28 protein-coding genes and 1 pseudogene are annotated in these 25,790 nt (G+C 37.6%); 25 read left to right on the plus strand and 4 right to left on the minus strand.

The window, feature by feature from the left end; all coding sequences use genetic code 11:
* Nucleotides 1-18 precede the first annotated feature (18 nt).
* The 3 genes from AC1UFB_RS15120 (at nt 19) to AC1UFB_RS15130 (ending at nt 2,546) form a co-directional block, all read left to right on the plus strand.
* Nucleotides 19-864 carry a DUF2971 domain-containing protein gene (locus AC1UFB_RS15120; RefSeq protein WP_482589446.1) on the plus strand — a complete coding sequence of 282 codons (846 nt, stop codon included), beginning with the start codon at nt 19-21 and terminating at the stop codon, nt 862-864.
* 47 nt (nt 865-911) lie between these two features.
* The gene (locus tag AC1UFB_RS15125; RefSeq protein WP_169799843.1) at nt 912-1,061 is read left to right on the plus strand and encodes a hypothetical protein; all 150 of its coding nucleotides are present in this window, start codon (nt 912-914) and stop codon (nt 1,059-1,061) included.
* Between the two features lie 147 nt (nt 1,062-1,208).
* Nucleotides 1,209-2,546: an MATE family efflux transporter gene (locus AC1UFB_RS15130; RefSeq protein WP_482589447.1), complete on the plus strand. Its 1,338-nt coding sequence runs from the start codon at nt 1,209-1,211 to the stop codon at nt 2,544-2,546.
* Between the two features lie 55 nt (nt 2,547-2,601).
* Here the strand turns inward: AC1UFB_RS15130 and AC1UFB_RS15135 are convergent, their stop codons facing one another.
* Together AC1UFB_RS15135 and AC1UFB_RS15140 are read right to left on the minus strand one after the other, a co-directional pair.
* Nucleotides 2,602-2,781: a DUF4083 family protein gene (locus AC1UFB_RS15135; protein WP_025911003.1), complete on the minus strand. Its 180-nt coding sequence runs from the start codon at nt 2,779-2,781 to the stop codon at nt 2,602-2,604.
* Between the two features lie 203 nt (nt 2,782-2,984).
* The gene (locus tag AC1UFB_RS15140) at nt 2,985-4,409 is read right to left on the minus strand and encodes an aminotransferase-like domain-containing protein (RefSeq protein ID WP_482589448.1); all 1,425 of its coding nucleotides are present in this window, start codon (nt 4,407-4,409) and stop codon (nt 2,985-2,987) included.
* Between the two features lie 100 nt (nt 4,410-4,509).
* On the opposite strand from AC1UFB_RS15140, the gene AC1UFB_RS15145 reads away from it, so the two are divergent.
* A complete protein-coding gene (locus AC1UFB_RS15145) occupies nt 4,510-5,112 on the plus strand; it encodes a LysE/ArgO family amino acid transporter (protein WP_100347782.1) in 603 nt (200 codons plus the stop codon).
* Between the two features lie 45 nt (nt 5,113-5,157).
* Here the strand turns inward: AC1UFB_RS15145 and AC1UFB_RS15150 are convergent, their stop codons facing one another.
* Nucleotides 5,158-5,361 carry a hypothetical protein gene (locus tag AC1UFB_RS15150; protein ID WP_094910099.1) on the minus strand — a complete coding sequence of 68 codons (204 nt, stop codon included), beginning with the start codon at nt 5,359-5,361 and terminating at the stop codon, nt 5,158-5,160.
* Between the two features lie 173 nt (nt 5,362-5,534).
* Between AC1UFB_RS15150 and fbpA the strand changes: the two genes are divergently transcribed.
* A complete protein-coding gene (gene fbpA / locus AC1UFB_RS15155) occupies nt 5,535-5,717 on the plus strand; it encodes a Fur-regulated basic protein FbpA (protein ID WP_100347781.1) in 183 nt (60 codons plus the stop codon).
* On the opposite strand, the gene AC1UFB_RS15160 is transcribed toward fbpA, so the two are convergent.
* Nucleotides 5,703-6,026 (minus strand): winged-helix domain-containing protein, encoded by a 324-nt coding sequence (locus AC1UFB_RS15160; protein WP_025911011.1) that lies wholly within the window; start codon nt 6,024-6,026, stop codon nt 5,703-5,705. The genes fbpA and AC1UFB_RS15160 overlap by 15 nt on opposite strands.
* A gap of 138 nt (nt 6,027-6,164) precedes the next feature.
* Here AC1UFB_RS15160 and AC1UFB_RS15165 point away from each other — a divergent pair, with 138 nt between their 5' ends.
* From AC1UFB_RS15165 to AC1UFB_RS15260, 20 genes and pseudogenes are all read left to right on the plus strand, one after another.
* On the plus strand, nt 6,165-7,439 hold the full coding sequence (locus AC1UFB_RS15165) for an AAA family ATPase (RefSeq protein ID WP_206833491.1): 1,275 nt from the start codon (nt 6,165-6,167) through the stop codon (nt 7,437-7,439).
* Between the two features lie 82 nt (nt 7,440-7,521).
* Nucleotides 7,522-7,797, plus strand: coding sequence for a hypothetical protein (locus AC1UFB_RS15170; RefSeq protein WP_482589449.1), 276 nt, complete (start codon nt 7,522-7,524; stop codon nt 7,795-7,797).
* Nucleotides 7,798-8,135: 338 nt separating this feature from the next.
* Nucleotides 8,136-8,783 (plus strand): RNA polymerase sporulation sigma factor SigH, encoded by a 648-nt coding sequence (gene sigH, locus AC1UFB_RS15175; RefSeq protein ID WP_100347778.1) that lies wholly within the window; start codon nt 8,136-8,138, stop codon nt 8,781-8,783.
* Between the two features lie 213 nt (nt 8,784-8,996).
* A complete protein-coding gene (gene htpG, locus AC1UFB_RS15180) occupies nt 8,997-10,874 on the plus strand; it encodes a molecular chaperone HtpG (protein ID WP_100347777.1) in 1,878 nt (625 codons plus the stop codon).
* A gap of 91 nt (nt 10,875-10,965) precedes the next feature.
* The gene (locus AC1UFB_RS15185; protein ID WP_482589450.1) at nt 10,966-11,712 is read left to right on the plus strand and encodes an alpha/beta hydrolase; all 747 of its coding nucleotides are present in this window, start codon (nt 10,966-10,968) and stop codon (nt 11,710-11,712) included.
* Between the two features lie 286 nt (nt 11,713-11,998).
* Nucleotides 11,999-12,730: an SDR family NAD(P)-dependent oxidoreductase gene (locus tag AC1UFB_RS15190; protein WP_094910090.1), complete on the plus strand. Its 732-nt coding sequence runs from the start codon at nt 11,999-12,001 to the stop codon at nt 12,728-12,730.
* Between the two features lie 210 nt (nt 12,731-12,940).
* Nucleotides 12,941-14,206, plus strand: a complete 1,266-nt coding sequence (locus AC1UFB_RS15195) for an oligosaccharide MFS transporter (RefSeq protein ID WP_482589451.1) — start codon at nt 12,941-12,943, stop codon at nt 14,204-14,206.
* Nucleotides 14,207-14,309: 103 nt separating this feature from the next.
* On the plus strand, nt 14,310-14,573 hold the full coding sequence (locus AC1UFB_RS15200) for a YesK family protein (protein WP_094910088.1): 264 nt from the start codon (nt 14,310-14,312) through the stop codon (nt 14,571-14,573).
* Between the two features lie 131 nt (nt 14,574-14,704).
* Nucleotides 14,705-15,160, plus strand: a complete 456-nt coding sequence (locus tag AC1UFB_RS15205) for a VOC family protein (protein WP_094910087.1) — start codon at nt 14,705-14,707, stop codon at nt 15,158-15,160.
* A 90-nt stretch (nt 15,161-15,250) separates the two neighbouring features.
* A complete protein-coding gene (locus AC1UFB_RS15210; RefSeq protein ID WP_025911025.1) occupies nt 15,251-15,619 on the plus strand; it encodes a hypothetical protein in 369 nt (122 codons plus the stop codon).
* Between the two features lie 86 nt (nt 15,620-15,705).
* Entirely contained in the window at nt 15,706-16,803 is a 1,098-nt protein-coding gene (locus AC1UFB_RS15215) for an alpha/beta hydrolase (protein WP_482589452.1), read from the plus strand.
* A 198-nt stretch (nt 16,804-17,001) separates the two neighbouring features.
* On the plus strand, nt 17,002-17,316 hold the full coding sequence (locus AC1UFB_RS15220; protein WP_285848202.1) for a cytochrome P450: 315 nt from the start codon (nt 17,002-17,004) through the stop codon (nt 17,314-17,316).
* A gap of 24 nt (nt 17,317-17,340) precedes the next feature.
* Nucleotides 17,341-17,958, plus strand: coding sequence for an RraA family protein (locus AC1UFB_RS15225; RefSeq protein WP_328100876.1), 618 nt, complete (start codon nt 17,341-17,343; stop codon nt 17,956-17,958).
* Between the two features lie 179 nt (nt 17,959-18,137).
* Nucleotides 18,138-18,833, plus strand: a complete 696-nt coding sequence (locus tag AC1UFB_RS15230; RefSeq protein ID WP_328100877.1) for a hypothetical protein — start codon at nt 18,138-18,140, stop codon at nt 18,831-18,833.
* Between the two features lie 77 nt (nt 18,834-18,910).
* The gene (locus tag AC1UFB_RS15235; RefSeq protein WP_482589455.1) at nt 18,911-19,489 is read left to right on the plus strand and encodes a methyltransferase domain-containing protein; all 579 of its coding nucleotides are present in this window, start codon (nt 18,911-18,913) and stop codon (nt 19,487-19,489) included.
* Nucleotides 19,486-22,089: a polynucleotide kinase-phosphatase gene (locus AC1UFB_RS15240; protein ID WP_328100878.1), complete on the plus strand. Its 2,604-nt coding sequence runs from the start codon at nt 19,486-19,488 to the stop codon at nt 22,087-22,089. The genes AC1UFB_RS15235 and AC1UFB_RS15240 overlap by 4 nt, the downstream gene beginning before the upstream one ends.
* Before the next feature lie 9 nt (nt 22,090-22,098).
* Nucleotides 22,099-22,386 (plus strand): annotated as a pseudogene (locus AC1UFB_RS15245) (GNAT family N-acetyltransferase); the annotation flags it as partial.
* Nucleotides 22,387-22,523: 137 nt separating this feature from the next.
* Entirely contained in the window at nt 22,524-23,483 is a 960-nt protein-coding gene (locus tag AC1UFB_RS15250; protein ID WP_482589453.1) for a DmpA family aminopeptidase, read from the plus strand.
* Between the two features lie 106 nt (nt 23,484-23,589).
* Complete coding sequence (locus AC1UFB_RS15255) at nt 23,590-24,081, plus strand: P-loop nucleotide/nucleoside kinase family protein (RefSeq protein WP_328100880.1); 492 nt, start codon at nt 23,590-23,592, stop codon at nt 24,079-24,081.
* Between the two features lie 1,001 nt (nt 24,082-25,082).
* Nucleotides 25,083-25,781: a hypothetical protein gene (locus AC1UFB_RS15260; protein WP_482589454.1), complete on the plus strand. Its 699-nt coding sequence runs from the start codon at nt 25,083-25,085 to the stop codon at nt 25,779-25,781.
* Nucleotides 25,782-25,790: the final 9 nt, after the last annotated feature.

Below are 25,790 nucleotides of genomic sequence, written 5' to 3' on the forward strand. Positions count from 1 at the left end.
GTAAAGCAGGTGAAATGAATGGATCTAGGTTATAAAGACAAAGCCGCGCACCATGCGATGGGCTTTGAATCAAGCTATGACTATTATGATGAGCAGTACAAGATTAACGACAATCCAACTGTTTGGCGCTATATGAACGCAGATCATTTTGAGTCCTTGCTATCTACAAAATCACTATTTTTCACAAAGCCCACTGCGTTTCTAGATCCTCTTTCTACGAATTACATGATGTGGAATATGCGCGATGTTGATAAATCTATGTTTGCAACCACTGAAGATTTAAAAAGCTATCTTGAAAAGGTCTATGAATTTTCTGCATTGTCCTCTTGGCATATAAATGAGCATGAGTCAGCAGGGATGTGGGATTTGTTTTTGAAATCTCAAGATGGCATCGCCATTCGCACGACATACGACCGATTATTAGGAAGTATTAAGGATTTACGCTATAAAGTTTTTGCGCGTAAAGTTCAGTACATTGATTTTGCTAAAAAGCAAGTGAGTGAAAATATCTTTGATACGCTTTTTTATAAGCGAAAATCGTACAGCTATGAAAACGAACTGCGGTTGCTTATTATCGCAAGTCGCATTGATGCATGGAAGAGCCAACAGCTATTTATTAAAGAAGAAATCTATGCTAGCGAATGGCAAGCGCGTATGGACGCTTTAAAAGAAAGATCTTTTGCATTTTCGCATCTGCACGGAAATCTTGTACGCTGTGACCTTGCTCATTTACTTACAGAGGTATACGTATCACCCAAGAGTTCTCCTGCTTTTGTTCAAAAAATAAAAGCGCTATTAAGCGATCACGGCTTAGCTTATAAGGATGTTATTCAGTCTGATTTAGCAAAAGACTATATATATTAACCGTATGAAATCTCTCTCCTCACTCCATTATAAGAATGGAGGTGTAGATGATGAAGCAACCGGTTGTAATCTGTCCAAAATGTCAGTCTGCAAGCGAATTAGGATCTGTGTTAACCGCACAGTCCAATCAAAACGTCATTTATCATTGCTCACAATGTGACTATCAGCTTCGCAACGTATATACGAATAAAGGGTGATGATCTAACAAGAAAAGTCAAGGTGTTGCAACACTTTGACTTTTCTTGTTGTTCGTAGTTCAATAAGTTTTATAATTAAAAAGAAAGGGTACTTCACATGAGAGAACATAAGAGGTGGGTTGACGTCACTAAAGGAGTTTTAGTTATATGAAGCAATACAATTTTACTGAGGGCTCAATCTTAAAGCAGCTCATTTTCTTTTCAACGCCAGTGCTATTAACGAATTTGCTTCAGGTATCTTATCAGTTCATTGATAGTCTATGGGTCGGTAATTTATTAGGGTCTGATGCTTTAGGAGCCATTGCGGTTTCAGGTACCGTTATTTTTACGATCTTATCATTTATTATTGGAATTAATAATGCCAGCTTAACAATTTTATCTCAGCAAAAAGGAAACGATGATAAAGAAGGGCTATCTCGTTATTTAAATGCGTTTGTTGTGATATTATCGGATTTAGCAATCTTACTTGGCGTCATTGGCTTTTTAAACTCAGAGACAATCTTGAAGTTACTGGGCACTCCTGAAACAATGCTTGTCCACGCTACAACATACTTACAAATTAACTTTGTCGGAATTTTATTTTTGTTCGGGTACAACTTTATCGGTACTGTACTACGAGCAGTAGGAGATAGTAAAACCCCGCTGCGGTTTGTGTTTATCTCGGTTATTTTAAATGCTGTGCTTGATCCAATCTTTATCTGGACGTTTGATTTAGGTATTGCAGGAGCTGCGTATGCAACTGTTTTATCTCAGGGCTTTGCATTCATTTACGGCCTCATTTATATTCTTAAAAAGAAGCTTGTACCGTTTTCACGTCCTGCTCTGCCAAAGAGGGAAGAAACAGTGCTTATTTTCAAGCTTGGTATTCCGTCAGGTTTACAAATGACGGTTATTTCAGCTGGTGTTATGGCAATTATGAGCGTCGTTACATCCTTTGGAAACGATGCAGTTGCAGGATTTGGCGCAGCTCAACGCTTAGATAGTATTCTTATGCTTCCAGCGATGGCGCTTGGAACCTCTGTGAGTAGTATGGCAGGGCAAAACATTGGTGCAGGAAAGTGGAGTCGAGTGAATCAAATTGGCCTATATGGAGTTATATATAACTTTGCAATAATGATGCTTGTAGCTGTGGTTATCTTTTTCTTAGCAGAGTGGGCGACTCGTCTATTTATTGAAGACGAAGGAGCCGTGGCGTTTGGTACACATTACTTAAAGGTTGTCGCTTTCTTTTATCCGTTTCTTGGTATTAACTTCATTCTAAATGGAGTTGTAAGAGCATCAGGAGCGATGTTTGCGATTCTTGTGTTAAATATTGTTTCTTTTTGGGTACTGCGTTATCCACTCACTTATTTATTCGCTAAGTGGCTAGGTGAAACGGGCATCGGACTTGGCATGGGTACAAGTTTTGTAATAAGCAGCATTATCGCATTTGTTTATTACAAATATGGAAAGTGGGATCAAAAACAAATTTTTGCTTCTAAATAAAGCACTAATCATAAAACCCCTCTTATTGTCTTTGGAAATAAGAGGGGTTTTATGATTAGTGCTTGTCTTTATTTAATTTCTCAGTAAGCTCTTTCACTTGTTGTTCTATTTGGTTAAGCTGTTTTCTGCTCTTTAAAAATGAACGAAACAAAAATACTAGAAGTGCAATAAACAAGATAATAAGTCCAAAAGTCACGAGTTGAAATATAATATCACCAATATTGTACGTACTCATACAAAATAACCCTCCGTTAAAAATGAAAATATGACCATTATTTTAACATAAAATTACATATAAAAGTAAGTGGAATAGTAAATTGATAGTATAAATAGAATTAAGATTCTAAGTTAAAGGCAGAATGAACAAAAGTAACAGCTTTGTACTCTGCTTCATTCTGCCTTTATCCCAATCTCGATAAAATATCTCTTGCTTCATTTTTAATATTCGCTACACACTTCAAATAAAATATCTAACCCCTTTTCTAGTTCCTCTAATGACGCGTACGCATACGACAGACGAATATGATATAAATCCCTTGTTTCATAAATATAGCCGGGATTAATTAGAACATTTCGCTTTAGCAAATTAAGAAATAGTGCTTTATTAACGATTGGCTTCTTAAATTTAAGCCATATAAAAAATCCGCCTTCAGGTTTTTCCCAGTTTGCTAAGCTTTGAAATTTTTGATAGAGAATCTTTTCTACAAATTCCGCTCGGATTTTTAGCTGTTCTCGCAGCTGTCCTAAGTGATTCTCATATAACCCTGTTGATAGCCAGTGCGCCACAATCTCTTGAGAAAAGGCGCTAGATCCATAATCTGTTTGCATTTTTATATCTGCTAGCCGTTCAATTACAGGGGGAGGAGCAACAACCCATCCAATTCGTAAACCAGGGCTAAGCGTTTTTGAGACGCTACCAATGTATAAAACTTGTCCGGACGTATCCAGCGCTTTGATAGGTTCAATCCCTGAAGTAAATAGCAGCTCGTGATAGACGTCATCTTCAATGATAGGAATCTGGAGTTCTTTGCACGTTTGATAAAAGGCTATTCTCTCCTCTAAAGTCCAACTATAGCCTGTCGGATTATGCAAAGTAGGTACACAATAAAACAATGACTGTTTATTTTTCTTAAGCCTACGTAGATGTTCGGGTAGGTTCTTACCTCTTAAAACGGACATAACGCGCATGCCTGCAGACTGAAAAGGATGTACTGAATTCAAATACGATGATTGTTCTTGAAAGACAAGTGATCCTTTTTCTAATAGCCCAACCGCAATTAGCTGAAGTGCTTGAAGGGCCCCAGAAACAATTAAAATATTTTCAGGCGTTGTATAAATTCCTTTTTTCTTTAAGTATGTACATAAGGTTGTTCTTAGAGCTTTACTGCCCCTTGGTGATGAATAGCCAATTGCTTTTGATTCGAGCGAAATTTCTTTTAACGACTCTTCAAGCTGCTTTGTTGGAAGTAAATCTGGCGATAATTCACCTGTTCCAAGTCGAATAATATGATCAACTTGTTCATATTGGTTAATAAGCTGAATGGTATGGTAGTTTGGTTCATGAACGCTTCCTTCAATATACTGCTGCCAATTCGGATTTGTTTTGTTTACAAGAACGTTCCAAGAACTATTGCTTACAAATACTCCAGAGCCTCTTTTAGATTGAAGTAAACCCTCTGCACGAAGTTCATCAAGAGCCAGCTGCACCGTGCTTCGGTTTACATTAAACTGCACTGCAAGTTGGCGCTGTGTTGGAATTTTCGTTCCTACGCACCAGTCACCTTTTTCAATTCTCTCCTTTATCCAATCGATAATTTGGTCGTGAAGAGTTAAGTGTGAATGTGTATTTGGCTTCCAGTCCATGCAATCTCCTCTAAATTGGATGGGTAAAAAACCATTCAATTGGTTGTTTTCTTTTTAATCTATCATAGTAGGATAGTGATTGAAAGGAGGTTGTTGATGGATGGAAGCTATTTTTCATGGAGTTCTTTTAGCATTAGGTCTTATTTTACCTTTAGGCGTGCAAAACGTATTTATTTTCTCTCAAGGAGCTACGCAAACGCAATTTGTCCGAGCGTTACCGGCAACGATTACAGCTGCAGTATGTGATACGTTGCTAATTTTATTAGCTATCTTTGGATTATCTGCTATTGTATTTCAGTTTGAGTGGATTCGAGTTGCTTTAATGAGTGGAGGTAGCTTATTTCTACTATATATGGGTTACACTATTTGGACGTCTGTACCAAAAGCAGATGGGAATTATCACGTATTAACAACTCGTGAGCAAACTTTATTCGCTTTATCGGTTTCTTTACTCAACCCGCACGCAATTTTAGATACGATTGGTGTAATTGGAACAAGCGCACTAAAATATAGCGGTGCAGAACAAGCCTTGTTTACGGGAGCTTGTATTGCCGTATCGTGGCTGTGGTTTATCAGCCTTACGTTTGCTGGAAGGGTGATAGGGAAAATTGACCATACAGGTGGTTTTATGAAGCTGCTAAATAAATTATCTGCTTTGTTTATATGGGGAACTGCTGTTTATTTAATAATAGGAATCTTTTAGTCTAAAACAAAAACAAGCATCTGACAGAGAACATCAGATGCTTGTTTAGCGTTCTTTTTTACCTTCATGTTTCTCTGCAGCATTTTTCGTGACGATTATTCCCGTTAATCCAGCCGTCATACTAATGAGAAAGCTCCATAAGAGGTAGCGCCACTCTCCTGTAAACAGCGCAACGCACAAAAAGACAAGGAATTGCCCGATAAAAGCAAACCACGAAGCGAACCATGCTAAGCGCATATGTTCTTTCATTACATCACTCCAAAGCATTTCATCTTTTTTTCACGGATTCTACGTATTCTATGCTTATTCAATCTTTTTCATTTCATGTTTTTAATCGTAAACATCGGGTAAAGATAGAGAGTGCTTACAAATATAAGATAATGACAATAAAGAAAAAACAAGCAACGAAAGGGGAAGCGGTCATGCAATCCTATGAACAACACCTAGAAACCCAGCGTGAACGAGTACTACACCAGCTCATTAATTACGGATGCTATAAGGCAAAAGATGGACGACATTTATATGAGCTTTCTATGCTCGAATTAAAAACGATGTACACAGAAATCCAGAAGCAGCACATTAACTCCGTGCTAGGAGAGCGATAACTTAAGTTTTTCAGCCGCTACATAACCTTTTCGAGTTAATTTTGTGCCACCACGTCCTTTTTGCTTCATCACTAATCCTTTTTCTTCTAACATCTCTAAACGATAGCGCACCTGCTGCTCAGAAAGAGGCGTGTGGGATGCTTCAGCAAACTCAACCAAACGCTTGCGACTAGGCGTAACTCCTTGCCTAGTTAACGCATAAATGCCCTTCAATAAAATCAACTCATCCATCCCAAGCTCTTCAAGACTAGAATCTGATTGGTTCTGGTCTTTTTGATAATCACTTAGTTCAAGAATGGTCCATTTCAATGCTCTTTTTCTTCGTTTTTACTGTCGCATAGTTGTTCTGTTATTTCTTTCAAATGTTCTAACGTTATGTACATAAAAGAAGTCAAAGTATGTAAAATGTTGTATAATTAGACATATTAAACCTGAAGGAGACACTACATGACAAAAACGAAACAAGCTTTAGTTCAATTTTCAGCTAAGACAATCGATGAAGCGCCTGAGTACTACAGCTACGCTTTTCCTGTTCAGAAGATTAAAGAGTATTTAAAAACAAAGACAGGTCACGATTTCCAACTATATGTTGATAGCGATACGTCTAATGAGATTTGGGAAGTACTTGAAGAAGATCTAGAGCTTCACCCTGAAAGTGTTACGGAACTCGCTTCCGTTTTTGACTGCTTAGAAATGGGGATTATTTCTTCCAATCATACAGACAAAGAAATGGAGCTTATTTTAAAACCATCGCTCTACAATCACCTTTATTATTATGAAAAGCATAACCTAGCGCTTGTGCGTATGCCTGCTTTTCAAAAGAACGAATTGACTCAGTATGACTACATTTTGGCATCAAGTGAAGAAAGCCTATCATCCTTTTTAGACTATGTGTTAAAACGTAAGCGGGACTATATTAAAGATTACGTGACCATTTTTATTGATACAGAAGATGGTGTTGAAAATCATAAAGAGAAGATTACAACGCTTGTTAAGCGGGACGAAGTTTTTTTAGAAGATAAGCTCAAAAATCAAATCTATCGTTCTATTGACGAATTTTTCACAAACGGCGGAGAGTTTTTTCATACGTATCAAATTCCATATAAACGTGGAATCTTATTGTACGGAAAGCCTGGAAACGGTAAAACAACGCTTGTCAAATCGATTGCAACGAGTATTGAAGCTCCCGTTGCCTATTGGCAAATTACTGAGTATACGTCCAGTTATTCGATTCAAGAAGTATTTTCTTCCGTCGCAAAAATGAGTCCGATGGTGCTTGTTATTGAAGATATTGACTCTATGCCTCAAGGAATTCGCTCTGTCTTTTTAAATACTCTTGATGGCGCGACATCTAAAGAGGGGATTTACTTAATCGGCACAACCAATTATCCAGAACGTATTGATCCCGCGCTTATTAACCGCTCCGGGCGATTTGACCGCGCCTATGAAATTAAGCTTCCAACACCGAGACTTCGCGAACAGTATCTTGTGAAGAAAAACAGCAGGAATCTTTTGACGGCAGAAGAAATTAAAGAGCTTGTTTCCGTTACAAATGAATTTTCATATGCGCAGCTTAATGAGCTGTATAACAGCATTGCTCTTCAAAAACATTATGAAGATAATGTCAACATCATCGATATTTGTAACGAATTAAAAGCAGATAATAAAAAAGGCCAGCGTAATGCTTGGTCAAATAACGATGAAGCGAATATTGGATTTTAAACTAATACTTTTTTGTAACATAAAAAACCAATTTTACGATCTAGTGTAAAATTGGTTTTTTCGAAGATTAGGAGAATGTATGATGAACCTTTTTTACTTTAATCATGAAAACTACACGGGTAATCACTTGCACGTAGACAGCTGGCAAGACGAGAACACAGCGTATTTAGCAGGCATTGCTTTGGAACGAAAAAATGGAACAATGGATGTGTTTTTTCAAGGGAGTGATTTACTGTCGGACGAAATAAAGAAAAAAGGAAACATTCAAGAAACATTCGGCATTTTTTTAGGGAATGTTAAAAACGCTGGGGATGCCTGTAACCTCTTTTGTCGATGGGTTCAAAACAATCCTTTATAAGCAGTCGTTTTTTAGCTACATAAGGCGATTCGACAGAGCTCGCTAATAAAAGTTTAAATTTTCAGATAAATATATTAGAATTTTTTGTAAACACTTTCACATTTCGACAACGTTTTCAAAAAAGAGTCTGTATACTAATATCCAGGGAGAGGCATTCAAGGGAATAAGTTTGACGTCACCGTTAATTGATGTGTGCATTGGGTTTTCAAACTAAACAGTATTCATTCTAATAAACGGACACTACGTTTTATGTCACTTTGCCATTATGGACCCTTGAAAGAAAAGCAGAAAATAGCAATCTACATCAACATTCAATAGAGGTCAACGGGGGGATATAAATGAGTATTCACATTGAGTTAAAGATGATGAGAAACTACGAAATACTAGAAGACATGACACTAGTCGAATTAGCACACACAGGCGATGATGAGTCGCTCAATCACTTGATTAATCGCTATCGTAATTTTGTACGAGCAAAAGCACGTCCTTATTTTCTCATTGGTGCTGAGCGAGAAGACCTTATTCAAGAAGGCATGATTGGCTTATATAAAGCCATTCGTGATTTTAAAGAAGATAAAACGAGTTCATTCCGAAGTTTTGCAGAGCTCTGCATCACAAGGCAGATCTTAACAGCTATTAAAACAGCGACTCGTCAAAAACACGGACCGCTTAACTCATCCGTGTCGTTGGACAAGCCGCTTTCGGATGATGAATCAAACTATACACTTTTAGATTTACTATCAGAAGAAAATCGTACAAACCCTGAAATGATGCTGATTAACCGTGAAAAATCACTTGATATGCAGATGGAAATTTCTGAATTATTAAGCGAATTAGAACGAAATGTACTAAACCTTCACTTAGAGGGGAAATCTTATTTAGAGATTTCTAACGAGCTACAGACGCATGTAAAGTCAATTGATAATGCCCTGCAGCGCGTGAAGAAAAAGCTCGAGCGCAACTTACAAATTAAGCAAGCAATTTAACATCAAAAACAGCATTTAGACGCCTAAATGCTGTTTTTGATGTTATTGGAAATATCAGATTACATAATAGAATCCTTATTTAAACTACGGTGTTCTTTTCAATAAAATCTATTGACATATTTATCAAAAATATGATAATTAAATAGTGATTAGCACTCTGGACAAAAGAGTGCTAATCATCTACATATTCATGCAACAGGAAGGAGATTTTTTATGACAAAGAAAGAATTTAAAGCTGAATCAAAACGACTGCTCGACATGATGATTCATTCGATTTATTCTCAAAAAGAAATTTTCTTACGCGAGCTCATTTCAAACGCAAGTGATGCGATTGATAAAATCTATTACAAAGCGTTAACAGATGAATCACTATCATTTGAAAAAGATCGTTACTTTATTAAAGTAACGGCAGATAAAGAAAAACGTACGCTTACTATTAAAGATACAGGTATTGGCATGACGCAGGAAGAGTTGGAAAACAACCTTGGCACAATTGCGAAAAGCGGCTCTTTGGCGTTTAAAGCTGAAAATGAAGCAAAAGATGGACACGATATTATCGGTCAATTTGGCGTTGGCTTTTACTCGGCGTTTATGGTTGCTGATGAAGTAACCGTAACGTCAAAAGCACTTGGAAGCGATACAGCTTACCGCTGGAATTCAGAAGGAGCAGACGGCTATACGATTGAGCCTTGTGAAAAAGATGAAGTTGGTACAGAAATCGTCTTAACGATTAAAGAAAATACGGAAGAAGATCAGTACGACGAATACTTAGAAGAATACCGTTTAAAAGCTATTATTAAAAAGTATTCAGACTTTATTCGCTACCCAATTAAAATGGACGTTACTGAGAGTAAACCAAAAGAAGGCAGCGATTCTGAGTTTGAACAGGTAACGGAAGAACAAGTCATTAATAGCATGGTGCCAATTTGGCGTAAAAATAAAAGTGAGCTAACAGATGAGGATTACGACGCGTTTTATCAAGAAAAGCGCTATGGTTTTGACAAACCGCTGAAGCACATTCACATTAGCGTGGATGGAATGGTGCGCTACAACGCTATCTTATATATTCCAGAAACAATGCCGTTTGATTACTATTCTCCTGAATATGAAAAAGGCCTAGAACTTTATTCAAGCGGCGTATTAATCATGAACAAATGCGCGGACCTTCTTCCAGACTACTACAGCTTTGTGAAGGGTCTTGTTGATTCAGAAGACTTATCGCTCAACATTTCACGTGAAATGCTGCAGCATGATCGTCAGCTAAAACTGATTGCGAAAAACATTAAAAATAAGATTACGAGTCAGTTGAAATCCCTTTTAAAAGATGATCGTGAAAAGTATGAAACGTTCTTTGGTACATTTGGTCGCCAGCTAAAATACGGCGTGTACAGCGACTTTGGTGCAAATAAAGATACGCTAAAAGATTTACTATTGTTCTATTCATCAAAAGAGCAAACGCTTGTAACGCTTAAAGAATATATTGAACGTATGCCTGAAGACCAAAAGTATATTTACTACGCATCTGGTGAATCGTATGACCGCATCTCAAAAATGCCACAAACAGAGATGGTTCTTGATAAAGGCTATGAGATTCTTTACTTTACCGATGAAGTGGATGAATTTGCGATTAAGATGCTGATGTCTTATGAAGATAAAGAATTTAAATCTGTTTCAAGCGGTGACTTAGGAATTGAAGCAGATGAAAAAGAAAGCGCAAAAGAAGAAGAATCTGACAGCAAAGAGCTTCTTACGTATATGAAAGAAACGTTAGCAACAAAAGTGAAAGATGTTCGATTATCTAAACGTCTAAAAACTCATCCTGTTTGCTTATCAACCGAAGGTGACGTAACAATCGAGATGGAAAAAATCTTAAAAGCAATGCCAAATAACCAGCAGGTACAAGCGGACAAGATTTTAGAAATCAATCCAAGTCACAGCGTGTTCCAAGCCTTAAAAACAGCGTTTGAGCAGGATAAAGAAAAAGCAGAGCTTTACACAAATCTCCTCTACAATCAAGCCCTTCTTATTGAAGGTTTACCGCTTGAAGATCCGGTTGAATTTACAAACAATATGTGTAAAGTGATGGTGTAACGCAAAGGAAGCAGAAATGCTTCCTTTTTCAATGCAAAAATGTAACGGTTTACAAACGGTTTTTGGTAAACTGAAAGTGGGAGGGATTTTTATGACAAAATATCCAATACTTGAAGGCGCAGAGCCATTTTACTTTGAAGGAAACGAAATTGGTATTTTAGTATCGCACGGTTTTACAGGTACTACACACAGTATGAGGCCATTAGGGGAAGCTTACCACAAAGCTGGCTATACGGTTTGTGGTCCCCGTTTAAAAGGGCACGGTACACACTACGAAGATATGGAAACATCAACTTATCAAGAATGGATTCAATCACTAGAAGAAGGCTATTCATGGTTAAAAGAGCGCTGTCACACCATCTTTGTTGTTGGTTTATCAATGGGAGGGACATTAACGCTTTATATGGCAGAAAATTATCCTGAAATTAAAGGCATTGTGCCAATTAACGCAGCGATTGATATTCCTGCTTTAAACCCACAAGCATTCGAAGCGGACCCTCATACGCGTTTTCTTGACTCAGCTGGCTCTGATGTAAAAAAAGAAAACGCAGATGAAATCGGCTATGACAAAACGCCTGTTGCGTCACTTAAAGAGCTATATAAGCTGCTTGGACTTGTTAAAAATGATTTACCTAAAATTACGTGCCCAACCCTTATTTTTGTATCCACAGAAGATCACGTTGTTCCACCGCTAAACAGCACATACATAGCTGAAAACATCAGCTCAGCTGAGAAAAAAGCTATAACGCTTGAAAATAGCTACCACGTGGCAACATTAGATAACGATCAGCAAATTATCATTGATGAATCATTAAAATTCTTTAACGACTATCAATAAGTAAAGAGCTCTTCATTTAAGTGGAGAGCTCTTTACTTATTTTTAATTAATTTTACGATGCCAAGAACTCCCCAAGGTGCTATTCCGAGAGAAAGCGCAAGTAATGCCAGAACAATCACATTCCCTAAAAAGTATCCATATTGAATTTACCTCTACTGTACTACTAAATTACGTTTTGAAAGTTTCAAATTTAAGACCTATATTTTTTCTATTGCGGTTGTTGAAGGATGAACATAATATGGTAGAATTTGAGAATAACAGTTAATTCAAAAAGGAGTGATGCTTAATGTTGTCAAAAGTACATGTGATTGTAACTGGGGCAGGAGCTGGGATAGGGAAAGAAATTGTCACATCATGCTTAAATGAAGGAGCGCGTGTTGTCGCTTGTGATATCAACGAAGATTCATTAAATGAACTAAAGGCTTCATATTCAACTAATAAATTGTCTACATATAGAGTTGATATTGCAGATTATGACAGCGTGAAAAACTTCTTTAAACAAATTACAGCTACATTCCCAGGAGTTAATGCTCTAGTTAATAACGCTGGAATTTATTTAGCACAAAATTTACTTACATATTCAGAAGAAGACATTAACAAAGTAATAGATGTTAATGTAAAAGGCTCAGTTTATTTTTCTCAGCTTTTCGGAAGATACCTCATCGAAAAACAAGCGTATGGCACAATTGTTAATATATCTTCAGTTTCAGCATTAGAAGGAAGTTCCGATGCTCTATACGGTTTATCTAAAGCTGCTATACTCGGATTAACAAAAAGTTGCGCTATGAATTTTTCGCCGTATATACGAGTCAATTCTGTGGCTCCAACAATGGTGGATACATCTATGATGGATAGCATTCCAACGTGGCGCAAACAAGAGTATTTGGAACACCAGCTAATTAAAACACCGGTTTTTCCTCGTGACGTAGCTGATACGGTAGTATTTTTGTTATCAGATAAAGCCAAGCATTATACAGGAGCTACATTTGATCTTAATAACGGTGGATATTTACGTTGAAGTAAAATTTCAGTAAATAAATTGACTATCCCGCAGACTTATGATGAGTCTGCGGGATTTTTTAAAAAGAAAACCTTCTCAACAATGTGTTTAAATTTTCTAAAAACTATTGAAAGATAACGCTTTCTTTGATAAATTATATGTATTAACTTTTTACTAAAAATTTAGTGAAAATGAGTAAATATTACATAATAGGGGATGGATTTACGCATGAAAACTATACTAAACAAGGATTATTGGATTTTTGGCTTGTTTTTTGCCCTTTACTTCTTTATTTGGGCAGCATGTACACCATTTTTATCAATTTGGCTACAAAACGTTGGGGGATTAAGTTCGACTGAAGTAGGGATTATCTTTTCAGCAATGGCCATTTCAGCACTTTGCTTACAGCCGTTTTTCGGAATTATTTCAGACAAGCTAGGTTTACGTAAAAACTTACTATGGTGTTTTATTATTTTATTGGTATTTATCGCACCATTCTTTATCTACTTATTTCCGTATCTCTTAAAAACGAACATCATTCTTGGAGCAGTCGTTGGAGGCGCTTACCTTGGAGCTTGTTTTAACGGTGGATCTGGAACAATTGAAGCTTACATCGAAAAAGTTAGTCAAGTAAACTCGTTCGAGTACGGGCAAGTTCGTATGTTTGGTTGCATCGGAGCAGCTACGGGCACATATTTAACAGGAGCATTTTTCGCAACAAACCCTAACTTAATTTTTATCATTAGCTCAGTTGTAGCGGTAGTGTTAGGGATTCTATTCTCGTTTGCGAAAACAAAGCAAACGAATTTAGGAACAACGACCGAAGAAATTGAAAAACAAAAAGCAGAAGCAACATCAAAAGAATCGGTATTAGCTATCTTTAAAAATAGAAAGTTCTGGTGGTTAACTCTTTACGTTGTTGGGGTAACGTGCATTTACGAAGTTTTTGACCAACAGTTTGCGATTTACTTTACGCATTTCTTTAGCACCGAAGCAGAAGGTACACGCGTTTTTGGAAACCTTTACACAACTCAAATCATCATGGAAGCAGTGGTTATGCTGCTGGCGCCGTTCTTCATTCGTAAAATCGGCGCAAAGAATGCTTTAATCTATGCAGGTGTAATCATGTCGTTTCGTATTTTGGGTTCGAGCTTTGCGGACGGCCCAATTATGATTAGTGCGTTAAAGCTTCTGCATGCAATAGAAGTACCTGTTTTACTGGTCGCTATCTTTAAATACATTACAGCAAACTTTGACATCCGCTTATCCGCAACGATTTATTTAATTGGCTTCCAATTCTCAAAGCAGCTAGGCGCTATTTTCCTTTCTGCAATTGCAGGAAGTATGTATGATACGGTCGGCTTTAAAAGCGCTTACTTATTATTAGGGTTAATTGCCATTACGTTTACAATCATTTCAATGTTTACGCTTTCAATTGATAAAAAAGAAAAAAAGAAAGAACAAAGAGATCCAAGACTGGTTAACGCATTATAAGAGAAGTCCTCGCAGTGATGCGAGGACTTTTTTGTTGTGAAAGCATTATATGGAATAAAGATGTTAAAATTCAATAAAAAGGAAGTTTTTGAGGTGACAGTTTATGATGATTGGTATACCTTTATTACTTGCTCTAATACCAGGAGTTATTTTATTATTCTTAACCTGGCTATTTAGCCGTATGCAATGGAGTTTGACTGCAAGAATACTTCCTTCTATCACGGTAGCTATGGGTGCATTGGTTCTTTTTTATATTGGATATGTAGAAGTAAGAGGCTTTGAAGGTGCCACTTATTCACTCTTAAGTATCTTTCTTTTTCTTTTTGCTGCTGCAACCTTTGTGATAGCCAAAAAACCGTTAAGATGATCTGAATTTTAACGACTTTTTGTTGTATAAGAGCCTTTCTACACCTAAAGTTGTAGAACACCTCCATCTATCATCTGATTTCATCGGTTAAGGTTTTCGCTATGATGATACTTAAGAAAGAGGTGTATGAATTGATTAAAGGTTTATATGAAGCGCATTTACCCGTAAAAGATTTAAATCGTTCGATTACATTTTATGAGAAGTTAGGATTAGAGCTCTCTCATACCTATAGCGACCACCTTGCTTTCTTTTGGTTAAAGAAAGGAGAAAGTTGGCTTGGTTTATGGGAAACGCAACAAGTAGAATTAGACTACCATCCTTCTATCCGCCACGTTGCTTTTCACGTAACGTTGGAAAATTTGAGGTCATCAGTATCATGGTTAAAAGAAAGGCAGATAGCTCCTAGAGAAGCATTTGGCTTTATGCCTCATGAACCGTTTGTAATGGCACATGATGGCATAGCCCATGCAAAGATTCATTTTTATGATCCCGATGAAAATAGCTTAGAATTTATTTGTAAAATTCCAAACCCCACTAATATCGTCGGACGAATGTATTTAAGCGAGTGGGAAACCATTTATTCTTAAAGCTTTTTTACATAAAACAGCTCCTTTCTATAAAATGAGAAGAGCTTAATCTTTATAATTACTTTAAACTATAAAGTGGGGTGATAAAAAATGAATAGTAAACCGATTGATGAATTAACAATTGACGATTTAAAGGACTATAAAATCTGGCAGTGGGCCCTAGATGAAGAAGAGAACGAACACCAAGATGAGACATGGGTTACGCCTGCTGCCACGGATAACTTTACATCAGATTTAAAGGGATCTATCGTATTAGGCACACTATACATAAACGCTAACCAAACAATGCCTATTATGTGCAGCCTGGATGTTACTACTCATGAAGTTTCTATTGATTCAGTTATTGTGTATAAGAAAGAAGGTGATGCTGTTTTTCAACAAATGATTGATTACGGTCACTTTAATCATTATCAAGAAGATATTGCATTCATTCGTAAGTACGGCAAAGACTGGCTATAACTAAAAAAACAAAAAGAAAGCGATTACAAAAAATTGTATCTTGCTAGAATACTAGTAAGACATGAAAACGGATGTGGTGGTTAGTGATGCTTCAACCAAAAGAGTATGACAAGCTTCTCGGTATCTTGGAAACATCAGCGGAAACAAAAGAAGTCGAGGGCATACGTAGCGTAATTAAACATATACCAGATTTACATATAGCTGGAGATTTAGATCCACGTGTTTTAAAAGTAATCAGCAGTTATACAAATCATTCAGAGGAAGAACAAACAGAACCTGCGAATGTTTCAATTGAAGCCATTCGCGCTAGCATGGGCTGGCTTAATAGAGACGTTACAACTACAGAAATTACAACAGAGTTACTCAGCATTCCGAGCAAAGAGCATGATATTCCTGCACGCATCTATCGTCCTATATCAAATGAGCTCTTACCAGCAGTCGTGTTTTTTCACGGAGGAGGGTTTATTGGAGGAAGCTTAAAAACGGTTGAAAACCCTTGTAAAGCACTAGCTGAAAAAGCGCAAGCAGCGGTTGTTTCTGTCGATTACCGCTTAGCTCCTGAACATCCATTTCCAGCTGGCTTAGAGGATTGTCTAGCTGCAGTGAGCTGGGTGCATGAAAATGCTGAAAACCTCGGAATAAATAAAGAACAACTATCAGTTTGTGGTGATAGCGCCGGTGGCAACTTAGCTGCAGTTTGCAGTTTACTTGATTCCCAGCAAGGAACAAATCGAATTAAATACCAAGCGCTTATTTACCCCGTCGTGAACCCTGGGCGAATTGATACAGAAGATCATAGATGGGACATAAATGAATATGAAGTTTTTCATCATCATGAGCTAATTAAAGGGGTTATTCTAGCATTAGCTGGCTCTAGCTCAATGCTCAATAAGCTGTATCTACAGGGAGCGGATGTTACTGATATACGCGTATCTCCTTTATTAGCCGATGATTTAAATGGTCTTCCAGAAACTCTTATTATTAATGCTGAATATGACTATCTCCGCTTACAAGCCGAAGCGTATGCTAGAAAGCTTGCACGATCTGGGGTTAAAACAAAAATGATTCAGTATAAAGGAATGGACCACGCTTTTATAGATAAGATTGGAGATTATCCGCAAGCAGAAGATTGTATCAATGAAATTGCAAAGGAACTTAAAAGTGCATTTAGAATCAATTGCTAGCTTTGTATGTTGAAAGGCGAGTATATTCATGGCTCGTCTTTTTTTATTTGGTGAATATCTAATTTACTTTAATTTTATTATGTAAACTTTATATATGAAACATCACTTTCCTTGATGTTCCAAATCAATGCGCATACAATGAAAGAAGGAATCAATAGATAGGCCATCCAGATCAGTGAAAGCGATTCCTGTTTTTATGTGAGACCTGGCTTTTTCGTTCAAAAAGGGGATCACGTTATCGTGTCATTGGCCTCAACAGGACGAGACCCAGAAGTATTTTCACATCCAGAGAAACTTGACATTACACGAGAGAAAAACCCTCATTTAGCGTTTGGGAAAGGCATTCATTATTGCTTAGGTGCGCCACTAGCCCGATTAGAAGGTGAAATTGCGATTCGCGTGCTGCTTGAAGAATTCCCAAACGTAGGCCTTGTTGCTAATTTGTCTGATTTAGAATGGCGACAAAGCTTTATTATTCGAGGTCTAAAGGAGCTTCCAATTCGTTTAGCCTAACGTTAACTAAAAGGAGCGGTCAAAATGAGTATTATTAATTCATTTAAAACAATTCCAACTACGTGTATATCAGACGCAATGGCAGGGTTAAACAATCTTGATCCGTCGATTAAGCCATTAAAAGAAGAATACAAAGTGGTTGGAAGAGCCTTTACCGTTAAAATACCTGTAGGTGACAACTTAGTATTTTTAAAAGCTATTAAAGAAGCGAAGCCGGGTGACGTATTAGTTGTAGATGCAAAAGGTGATACGTATCGAGCAATTGCTGGAGACTTTATCGTTGGGTTAGCGCAAACATTAGGCATTAATGGGATTGTCGTGGACGGAGTAATCCGTGATGTGGTCGGCGTAAAGCAGCTAAACTTTCCTGTTTTCTGTAAAGGAACAACTGTAGCAGCAAGCGGAAAAGCGGGGCAAGGTGAACTAAACGTCCCTATTTCATGCGGAGGCACCGCTGTTCATCCAGGCGATATCATTGTTGGTGATGCGGACGGAGTTGTAATCATTCCAAAAGAGCACGAGCAAGCTATCCTAACAAAAGCGGCTGAAAAAGTGAAGTTTGATGAGTTGCGTGACCAAAAAGTATCTGGAAATCGCGCTGAGGTTATAAATTACCTAAATGATTTTCTTTCAAAATCATAAGCCTTTATCCTCCCAAGCTACTAATCATAAAGATTGGTAGCTTTTTCTATCTCATTAGCAGTTCCTAATAACTAGCTTAAAAGGTATAATTAGTTAAAGAAACTAGGTTCTGGTTTCTATTTATATCCTGCTGCTTTATAGAGTTAAAATAAAGCAACATCTAAAAAGAAGGTGAACGTATGCAGCTCAGTATGAAAGTAAAAGGAGAAGGTGCAGAAAACGTATCGCGGTTAATTGCAAAGAATCCTTCCAATCCTTATGAACGAAAAGAAAAAGGACAGAATGTAAGGTTAGCTTTCACGACCTTTAAATCTGACGAAGCGGAATTTATTATATACGTTGATGTGGATCCTATTGAACTTGTAAAAAGCGGGTCCAATCACTTTGATATTACGCACTATATCAACGACCGTGAATTTGCGGTCAGCAGCTTGTTTTGTTCCTACATACGCAAAGCGCTCGGAACAGCTTTAAATGGCAAGCCCAAAGAAGAATATAGCGAATGGGTACATCATGCTTTTAATCTTGAAGTTAGCTTTGGTCCTATTGCCTCACATTTAGCTGATAAGCGAATCCAGGAGCTCTTCGAACCCATGGGCTATGCTGTTGAAATAGAGCGAGGAAACATTGATTATACGTTTGATTTAAAAACACGAAGCACTGCTCGTTACGTAACCTTAAAAGGAGAAGTCACAGTCCAACAAGCGCTTCAGCATCTATTTATTTTAATCCCAGTCCTAGATAACTTTAAGCACTACTTTTTGGATGAACGAGAAATTGAAAAAATAGAGCGCTACGGCGAAGGTTGGCTAGATTCTCATCCCTTAAAAAGTTATATCTATGAGCAGTCGCCCTTGTTCAACAAGCGAACGTAGCAACTAATACGGAAAAGAAAACGCACGCTCACACAGCGAAAGATAAAATCCCACTCAATGAACTGCGCTATCAGGCAATTCTTAAAAAAGTACAGTCACTTCCTGCTAAAGGAAAAGTTGTAGACTTTGGTTCAGGTGAAGGAAAGCTAGCTACTCGTTTAGGATTTATTCCAACCATAGGTGAAATTTTAGCAGTAGAGCCTTCGCAATCTGCACAGCTAAAAGCATTAGCGCGATTTGAAAAAGCTGCTGCCAAACCAAACTTCATTCAGCCTCGTTCTGTTTGGGGATCGTTATTTTATTATGATTCACAGCTTCAAGGCGCCGACATCATCATTTTGTGTGAAGTGATTGAGCATATCAATGAAGAGCGACTGCCTGCCATTATGAAGACAATCTTTGCTCTTTATCAACCAAAATCACTAATTGTGACAACGCCAAACCAAGAATACAATGCCTTTTATCAGATGAATGAAGCCATGAGACACGCGGATCATCGTTTTGAATGGAGTAGACAAGAGTTTGTAAGTTGGTGTGAGGCTTGGACGCATGATTTTCCTTACTCCATAACCATTGAGGGCATTGGAGAAGAAAGCGACGAGTATGGAGCACCAACACAAATGTGTACGTTTGAACGAAAAGAGGGAGACAATTGAAGAGATTATTTTTACCTCCTGCAGGGATTGTACTTTTAATGGGACCCTCAAATAGCGGTAAAACAACGCTGTTAGAGGCATGGATTAAAAAAGGCTATATAAAACCTTCTGAAACAGTGAGCTCAGACCAGTTCCGCTTGTTAGTAGGAGATACGGATTTTATTGAATGGACAAGCCATCCAAAAGATGAAGCAGACATATTGTTCCAAGAATACCAAACCATTTCCCAAAAAGCATTTGAAACAATGGATTATATCATTGAAACGAGGGCGAAACTGGGGAAATTAACGATCGTCGACGCAACGCATCTCTATGAAGACGACCGTAAAAGATATATTGACTTAGCGAAAAGAAATCATATACCGTGCATTGCATGTTTACTTGATATCTCAATGGAAACGTTGCTTGAACGTGATGAAACCAGAGAATTCCCACGTGGCAAAAAGCGAGTTAAACAGCAAGCACAGATATTTGCTAAGAGCAAGCGGTCTATTAAACGCGAAGGATTTCGTCAACAGTACGTATTCACAGAAGAAGAGATCAATAAATTAGAAGTCGTTCGCACCAAAAATAAGCTTGAACTTGAGGTTGGAACGGGAATAGACGTAATTGGTGATGTTCACGCGTGCTATGAAGAGCTTATTGAACTGCTGAAGCGTCTTGGCTATGAACCAAATGAAGAAGGTCTGTACACACATCCAAGCGGACGGAAATTTCTATCAGTTGGAGACGTAATGAGCAGAGGTCCTCGTTCGCTTGAAACTATGCTGTTCTTCAAGAGTCACGTAGACGCTAACCTTGCGTATATGATTGACAGCAATCATGGTTGGAAAATTGCAAGGTGGCTAGGTGGCAGAAACGTCACGCTGTCCCACGGAGATGAAAAGGTAGCCGATAAGTTTACTCGCTATGAGGAAGAACACGGAACTGAACAAGCGGAAGAATTAAAGCGTGAGCTAAAAGACTTTTTGCTAGAAGCGCCGTCTCATTATATTCTGACAAAAAATAATGTACGGGTAGCTGTAGTAACGCATGCAGGCATAAGAGATGATTATATCGGAAAGCAGTCCTATCACATATCAGACTTTTGTCGATACGGAGATTCAGAAGGATTTGACGATGCCGGAAAGCCTATACGCAAAGATTGGTATACAAATCACCATACAAAAGAACTCATCATTTGGGGACATGACTGTAAAGTTCATCCTCTTGTTGTAAACAATACGGTTAACATTGATCAAGGGGCTGTATTTGGCGGTTCACTGACCGCTTTTCAGTATCCCGAAAAACAGTTTGTTTCTGTAAAAGCAAAAGAAAACTACTCTGGAACAGAGGACAATCCTCTTACACAGTGGCAGAAGAAAAGGTTAGATCCACCAAATATCGCACGTTTTATTAATGGCTATTCGGTACTCACTGACACATATGGAGATATTAAAATTCTTGAAGGAACGACCAAATCAGCAATTGACTCTGTTTCTCACTTCACGATTCCAATTGAAGAGCTTGTTTATATTCCGCCAACCATGAGCCCGACGCCGAAGCCTTCAGCGCTTGAAGAATATCTTGAGCATCCAAAAGAAGCATTTGATTACTATCAGTCAAATGGTATTCAAACAATGGTTGTTGAGAAGAAACATATGGGTAGCCGCGGCGTACTGCTATTATTTAAAGATAAGAAAGCTGCTGTTCATTACGTTGGTAGAGAAACGCTAGGAACTATATATACGCGTACAGGACGCTCCTTTTTTGCAAAAGACGTAGAGAAACAGATTTTATCAACTTTAAACGAAGACTTAACGCGTGCTAATTATTTCTCTAAATACAACACAGACTTTGTGCTGCTTGATGCTGAAATTTTGCCATGGAACTTAAAAGCAAAAGAATTGATTAGCTCTCAGTATGCGCACGTAGCAGAAGTTGCCCTGTTAGACCGACAGAAGCTAAAAGAAAAGCTAGAAAAAGCAATCACACAGAACCAAAACGTTGACTCGTGGCTATCTGAAGTCAATCTAAAGCTTAAAAATGCTGAGATTTTCAACGAAGTCTTCCAAAAGTACTGTTGGAATATTGACGGAGTAGAGGACATTCAAATTGCACCGTTTCACGTCTTAGCCCACAGCAACGAAACGTTTTTTCAAAAAACGCATATGTGGCATATGGAACGAAACGCTGAGTTTAGCTCATTATCGGATTTATTTATTAAAACAGACTTTATGGTCGTGCATGACGAGAATTCCATGAACAAAGCGATTGAATGGTGGAACTCTCTTACGGAAGAAGGGTACGAAGGCTTTGTTGTGAAGCCGGAAACGTTTATCGCAAGAAATGAGAAAGGAAAGCTTCTACAGCCTGCGATTAAAGTGAGAGGGCGTAAATATCTTCATATCATTTACGGAATGGATTATTTATTACCTGAGAATCTTCAACGCTTAAAACAGCGGAACACTGGTAAAAAGCAAAAGCATGCGCTACTAGAGTTTGCTTTAGGTATCGAAGGAATTACGCGCTTTGTAAACAAAGATTCAATCGAGCGAATTCATGAATGTGCCCTTGGAACGCTTGCTCTTGAAATGGAGCCTGTGGACCCTAGACTGTAAGAAAAAAGAAAAATCGTGCGAGGAGCATCACAAAGCGCCATTATCGGCTACTTTTTAGATAAAGACTACAACGGTAAAGGTTATATGACTCAAGCAGCAAAGCTATTTGTTACCTATGCGTTTACTAAATTAAATTTACATCGCATTCAAGCCGAAGTTCAGCCTCATAACGTTGGATCGATACGGGTATTGGAAAAAGCAGGATTTCTTCAAGAAGGTCTTGCAACGAAAAATCTTAAAATCAGAGGAGAATGGAAGGACCATCAGGTGTTAGCCATAATTAATCCAGCTGATTGATGAAAACAAATAGGAAGCAGAGGTGGGAGAGAGCTTGAAACAAAAAAGGCTACGTGATTACGGGGTAACGGATTGGAAAATTAGAAACAGGCGCATATAACGCAATTACGGATGTTAAAGGCGTTACGGTCGGGCATGTGACTATTAGCGAAGGTGAACAGCAAACAGGAGTAACAGCAATCTTACCTCACCAAGGGAACATTTTCCGCGAAAAGCTCATTGCATCAAGTCACGTCATAAACGGATTCGGAAAAACAATCGGAACTATTCAAATAAATGAGTTAGGAACGTTAGAATCTCCAATCGTTTTAACGAACACGCTAAGCATCGGGACAGCAGCCGATGCGGTCATTGATTACATGTTAGAACAGAACGAAGAAATTGGACGAACAACCGGAACGGTAAATCCTGTCGTGTGTGAATGCAATGATATGATTTTAAACGATATTCGTTCAAAGACAGTGACGAAAAAACATGTACTCAAAGCTTTAGAGACCACTTCAGAAACAGTCGAAGAAGGCTCTGTCGGTGCAGGCAGAGGCATGGTTTGCTATTCGTTAAAAGGAGGAATCGGAACGTCATCTAGACAAATCCAATTAACTCATGGCCTATATACAATCGGTGTCCTTACCTTAACTAATTTTGGTTCATTACCTGATTTAACGATAAACGGACAGCCAGTTGGCTCACAGCTTTATAACTCGATGCATTCTTTAGAAGAAATACCAGACAAAGGCTCTGTAATCGTTATTCTTGCTACTGATTTACCCGTGACGGAAAGACAGCTCAATCGCATTTTAAAACGAACGGTAACGGGCTTATCACGTACAGGATCTATTATTACAACAGGAAGCGGGGAAGTCGTCATTGGATTTTCAACAGCAAATAAAATTCCTCATGATAAAACGTCTTCCTGCCTTTCAATTTCAGCTATTCATGAAGAAGATATCGATTTAGCATTTCGAGCCGCTGGTGAAGCCACTGAGGAAGCGGTCTTAAACTCACTTATTACAGCAACTCATGTTGTTGGCAGAAGCGGCAATGAACGACCGGCATTAAAAAACCTATTGGAGATTTACGGAATTCAGTTAGACTGAAAACCAATACGTGTGTACAGTTGTTTATAGAAAGGAAACTTTGTATTGGCTCAGTTTGATATGAAAACAAAGGAAGAACTACTAAAGTAGGTTTGGGGGATAAACTATGAAAAACCTGGGAGATCTATACTTTTTCTGCGGAAAGATGGGAGCAGGAAAATCAACTAAATCAAAGCAATTGGCTGCGGAAAAACATGCGGTGCTGTTATCCGAGGATGAATGGCTTTCAGCTTTATATCCGAATGAAATCGCATCATTTGATGACTATCTAAAATTCTCAGCACAGCTCAAACCGTTAGTGAAAAAGCATGTCCAAAATATACTAAGTGTTGGTACAGATGTAGTGATGGATTTTCCAGGAAACACTCAAAAACAGCGAAAATGGCTTTTAAGTATCGCGTCAGAAGTCAACGCAAATCATCAGCTAATTTTCCTCAACTTAAATAACGAGCAATGTTTACGTCAAATCGCACAAAGACGTAACGAACAACCTGAAAGAGCAACTTTCGATACTATAGAGACGTTTATTCACGTTACTAAGTTCTTTGAAGAGCCAGATGTATCTGAGGGTCTAAACATTTTAGAGTTTAACGAATAGCTCAACCAAACCGTCACCTGAAACCACAGGTGACGGTTATTCATGTAATGAAGGGGGAAGATGTTTATATTTTTTATTTTTCTAGTTTACATAATATACATTATAGGAAGTTATATAAATAATAGATTTTTTGTCTCATTTAATAAGTAAACTTTAGATAGTGAGACAAAAAAGGAATTTACTAATGTATTGTATTGAAATTATATTATAGAGCTTGATACATGATTAACTTAAATAACTCCTGATCAAACGTTCGATTGCTTCAGTTTCATTTGGTGTTGCAGATGCCAACTACATAAACATATAGCAGCATCTCCGTTTAGAAAAAATAAATCTACTATAATTGAATTTTGTTCTAAACGTTACTTCATAGACTTTACATGATTAGTTTCTTAAATAGTTTACATAATTTTTCCTGTAAACGTAAATTTTGAGTTTAAAGATTTTTTATTCCTATATTGGATTAATATTCATTTTAGTTTGTGTAACATCCGTATTTATTGTAACTATATCCACTTTTATTTATTTTTATACAAATCGCCCCTTTGTTTTTTCTTTGTTTTCAATCTCTAGCCTTGCTGTTATCACATTTACAGTTGTAGTTTTGTATACATTGAGGTATAATGTATAACAAATAGAGATCGGCGCATATGTTGGGTGCTTAATCATCCGATTTTAAAGGAGCGATACTTGTGAATATTACAATTTATTATGGTAACCATGAAGATAAAACAATTCATACAATGGATTGTCACGTAGATATTGATGTAGACGACGAAGATTTAGTTTCTTTAACAGATGTACGCTAAATCCATATAGAAAATAAATGTTCAAAACACAAATCAACTGGTTTGTGTTTTTTTATGTTTACTCTCCCCCGCTTTCTTCGTAAGACATAGCTACTTTTTTATTTTTATCCCCCCTTTACTTTTCGTTCTTTTTCTCGTATGATTTAATAAGAACGTATGTTCGATTTATCAATTGCAAGGAGTGTTTGTTAGATGAGCAATAGAAAAAGAAAAAAGCCGCTTCCCCCTACCCTTTCTAATACTGGTTTTATCGGAGCAACATTCGCAGATACAAATGAGCTGCTTGCAAATGAATATCACTTTTCACGTAAACAGATGAAGATCACTCACCACGTATTGGATGCACTATTACAAGGTGTGACGCAGCTATTTCAACAGCATAATGTTGAAATAGCTCTATCTTGTGTTTATTTACCTAAATATAAAAAGATTGGTCTTGTGTTATCTAAGCAACCGTTTGGGCGTCGTGAAGGTATTGGCTACTTTATTAATTACTTAAAAGAAGTTGGTCATATTGATTGGGATGAAAAAACAAAGGATTATGAAATACATAACACGAGCTTTATAGGCGTTGTCTTTGCAGATTTAGAAAAGATTTCAAAGTTTACTTTTGAATTTGAGCTTCAGCTTCTAGCTAAATTTGTAAAAGAACTAATTATCCCTGCGAAGGAGCTCTTTTTACAGCACCATATAAGAGCCTATATCTCAGGAATTGAAAATGATGAGCAGCATAAGTTAGGCTTTGTACTTTCGATTAAGCCTTATGACGAACGGAAAGAAGCGGATTTATATTTTGTTGAATATTTAAAAGAACGCGGTCTTTATGAAGCGGATGAATCTGAAGAAGAATTAATTCCCATACATACGAAGTGGAGTCTATTCTCCAAATAAAAATTCCCA

The sequence above is a fragment of the Priestia sp. KCTC 13724 genome (assembly GCF_056820425.1).

Coding starts and splice junctions, on each gene's coding strand:
- AC1UFB_RS15230 (WP_328100877.1), top strand. CDS start 18,138: ATGCAGCTCAGTATGAAAGTAAAAGGAGAAGGTGCAGAAAACGTATCG.
- AC1UFB_RS15260 (WP_482589454.1), top strand. CDS start 25,083: ATGAGCAATAGAAAAAGAAAAAAGCCGCTTCCCCCTACCCTTTCTAAT.
- AC1UFB_RS15150 (WP_094910099.1), bottom strand. CDS start 5,361: ATGAAAGAACATATGCGCTTAGCATGGTTCGCTTCGTGGTTTGCTTTT.
- AC1UFB_RS15225 (WP_328100876.1), top strand. CDS start 17,341: ATGAGTATTATTAATTCATTTAAAACAATTCCAACTACGTGTATATCA.
- sigH (WP_100347778.1), top strand. CDS start 8,136: ATGAGTATTCACATTGAGTTAAAGATGATGAGAAACTACGAAATACTA.
- AC1UFB_RS15130 (WP_482589447.1), top strand. CDS start 1,209: ATGAAGCAATACAATTTTACTGAGGGCTCAATCTTAAAGCAGCTCATT.
- AC1UFB_RS15210 (WP_025911025.1), top strand. CDS start 15,251: ATGAATAGTAAACCGATTGATGAATTAACAATTGACGATTTAAAGGAC.
- AC1UFB_RS15135 (WP_025911003.1), bottom strand. CDS start 2,781: ATGAGTACGTACAATATTGGTGATATTATATTTCAACTCGTGACTTTT.
- htpG (WP_100347777.1), top strand. CDS start 8,997: ATGACAAAGAAAGAATTTAAAGCTGAATCAAAACGACTGCTCGACATG.
- AC1UFB_RS15140 (WP_482589448.1), bottom strand. CDS start 4,409: ATGGACTGGAAGCCAAATACACATTCACACTTAACTCTTCACGACCAA.
- AC1UFB_RS15215 (WP_482589452.1), top strand. CDS start 15,706: ATGCTTCAACCAAAAGAGTATGACAAGCTTCTCGGTATCTTGGAAACA.
- AC1UFB_RS15185 (WP_482589450.1), top strand. CDS start 10,966: ATGACAAAATATCCAATACTTGAAGGCGCAGAGCCATTTTACTTTGAA.
- AC1UFB_RS15165 (WP_206833491.1), top strand. CDS start 6,165: ATGACAAAAACGAAACAAGCTTTAGTTCAATTTTCAGCTAAGACAATC.
- AC1UFB_RS15170 (WP_482589449.1), top strand. CDS start 7,522: ATGAACCTTTTTTACTTTAATCATGAAAACTACACGGGTAATCACTTG.
- AC1UFB_RS15145 (WP_100347782.1), top strand. CDS start 4,510: ATGGAAGCTATTTTTCATGGAGTTCTTTTAGCATTAGGTCTTATTTTA.
- AC1UFB_RS15120 (WP_482589446.1), top strand. CDS start 19: ATGGATCTAGGTTATAAAGACAAAGCCGCGCACCATGCGATGGGCTTT.
- AC1UFB_RS15125 (WP_169799843.1), top strand. CDS start 912: ATGATGAAGCAACCGGTTGTAATCTGTCCAAAATGTCAGTCTGCAAGC.
- AC1UFB_RS15200 (WP_094910088.1), top strand. CDS start 14,310: ATGATGATTGGTATACCTTTATTACTTGCTCTAATACCAGGAGTTATT.
- AC1UFB_RS15195 (WP_482589451.1), top strand. CDS start 12,941: ATGAAAACTATACTAAACAAGGATTATTGGATTTTTGGCTTGTTTTTT.
- AC1UFB_RS15255 (WP_328100880.1), top strand. CDS start 23,590: ATGAAAAACCTGGGAGATCTATACTTTTTCTGCGGAAAGATGGGAGCA.
- fbpA (WP_100347781.1), top strand. CDS start 5,535: ATGCAATCCTATGAACAACACCTAGAAACCCAGCGTGAACGAGTACTA.
- AC1UFB_RS15190 (WP_094910090.1), top strand. CDS start 11,999: ATGTTGTCAAAAGTACATGTGATTGTAACTGGGGCAGGAGCTGGGATA.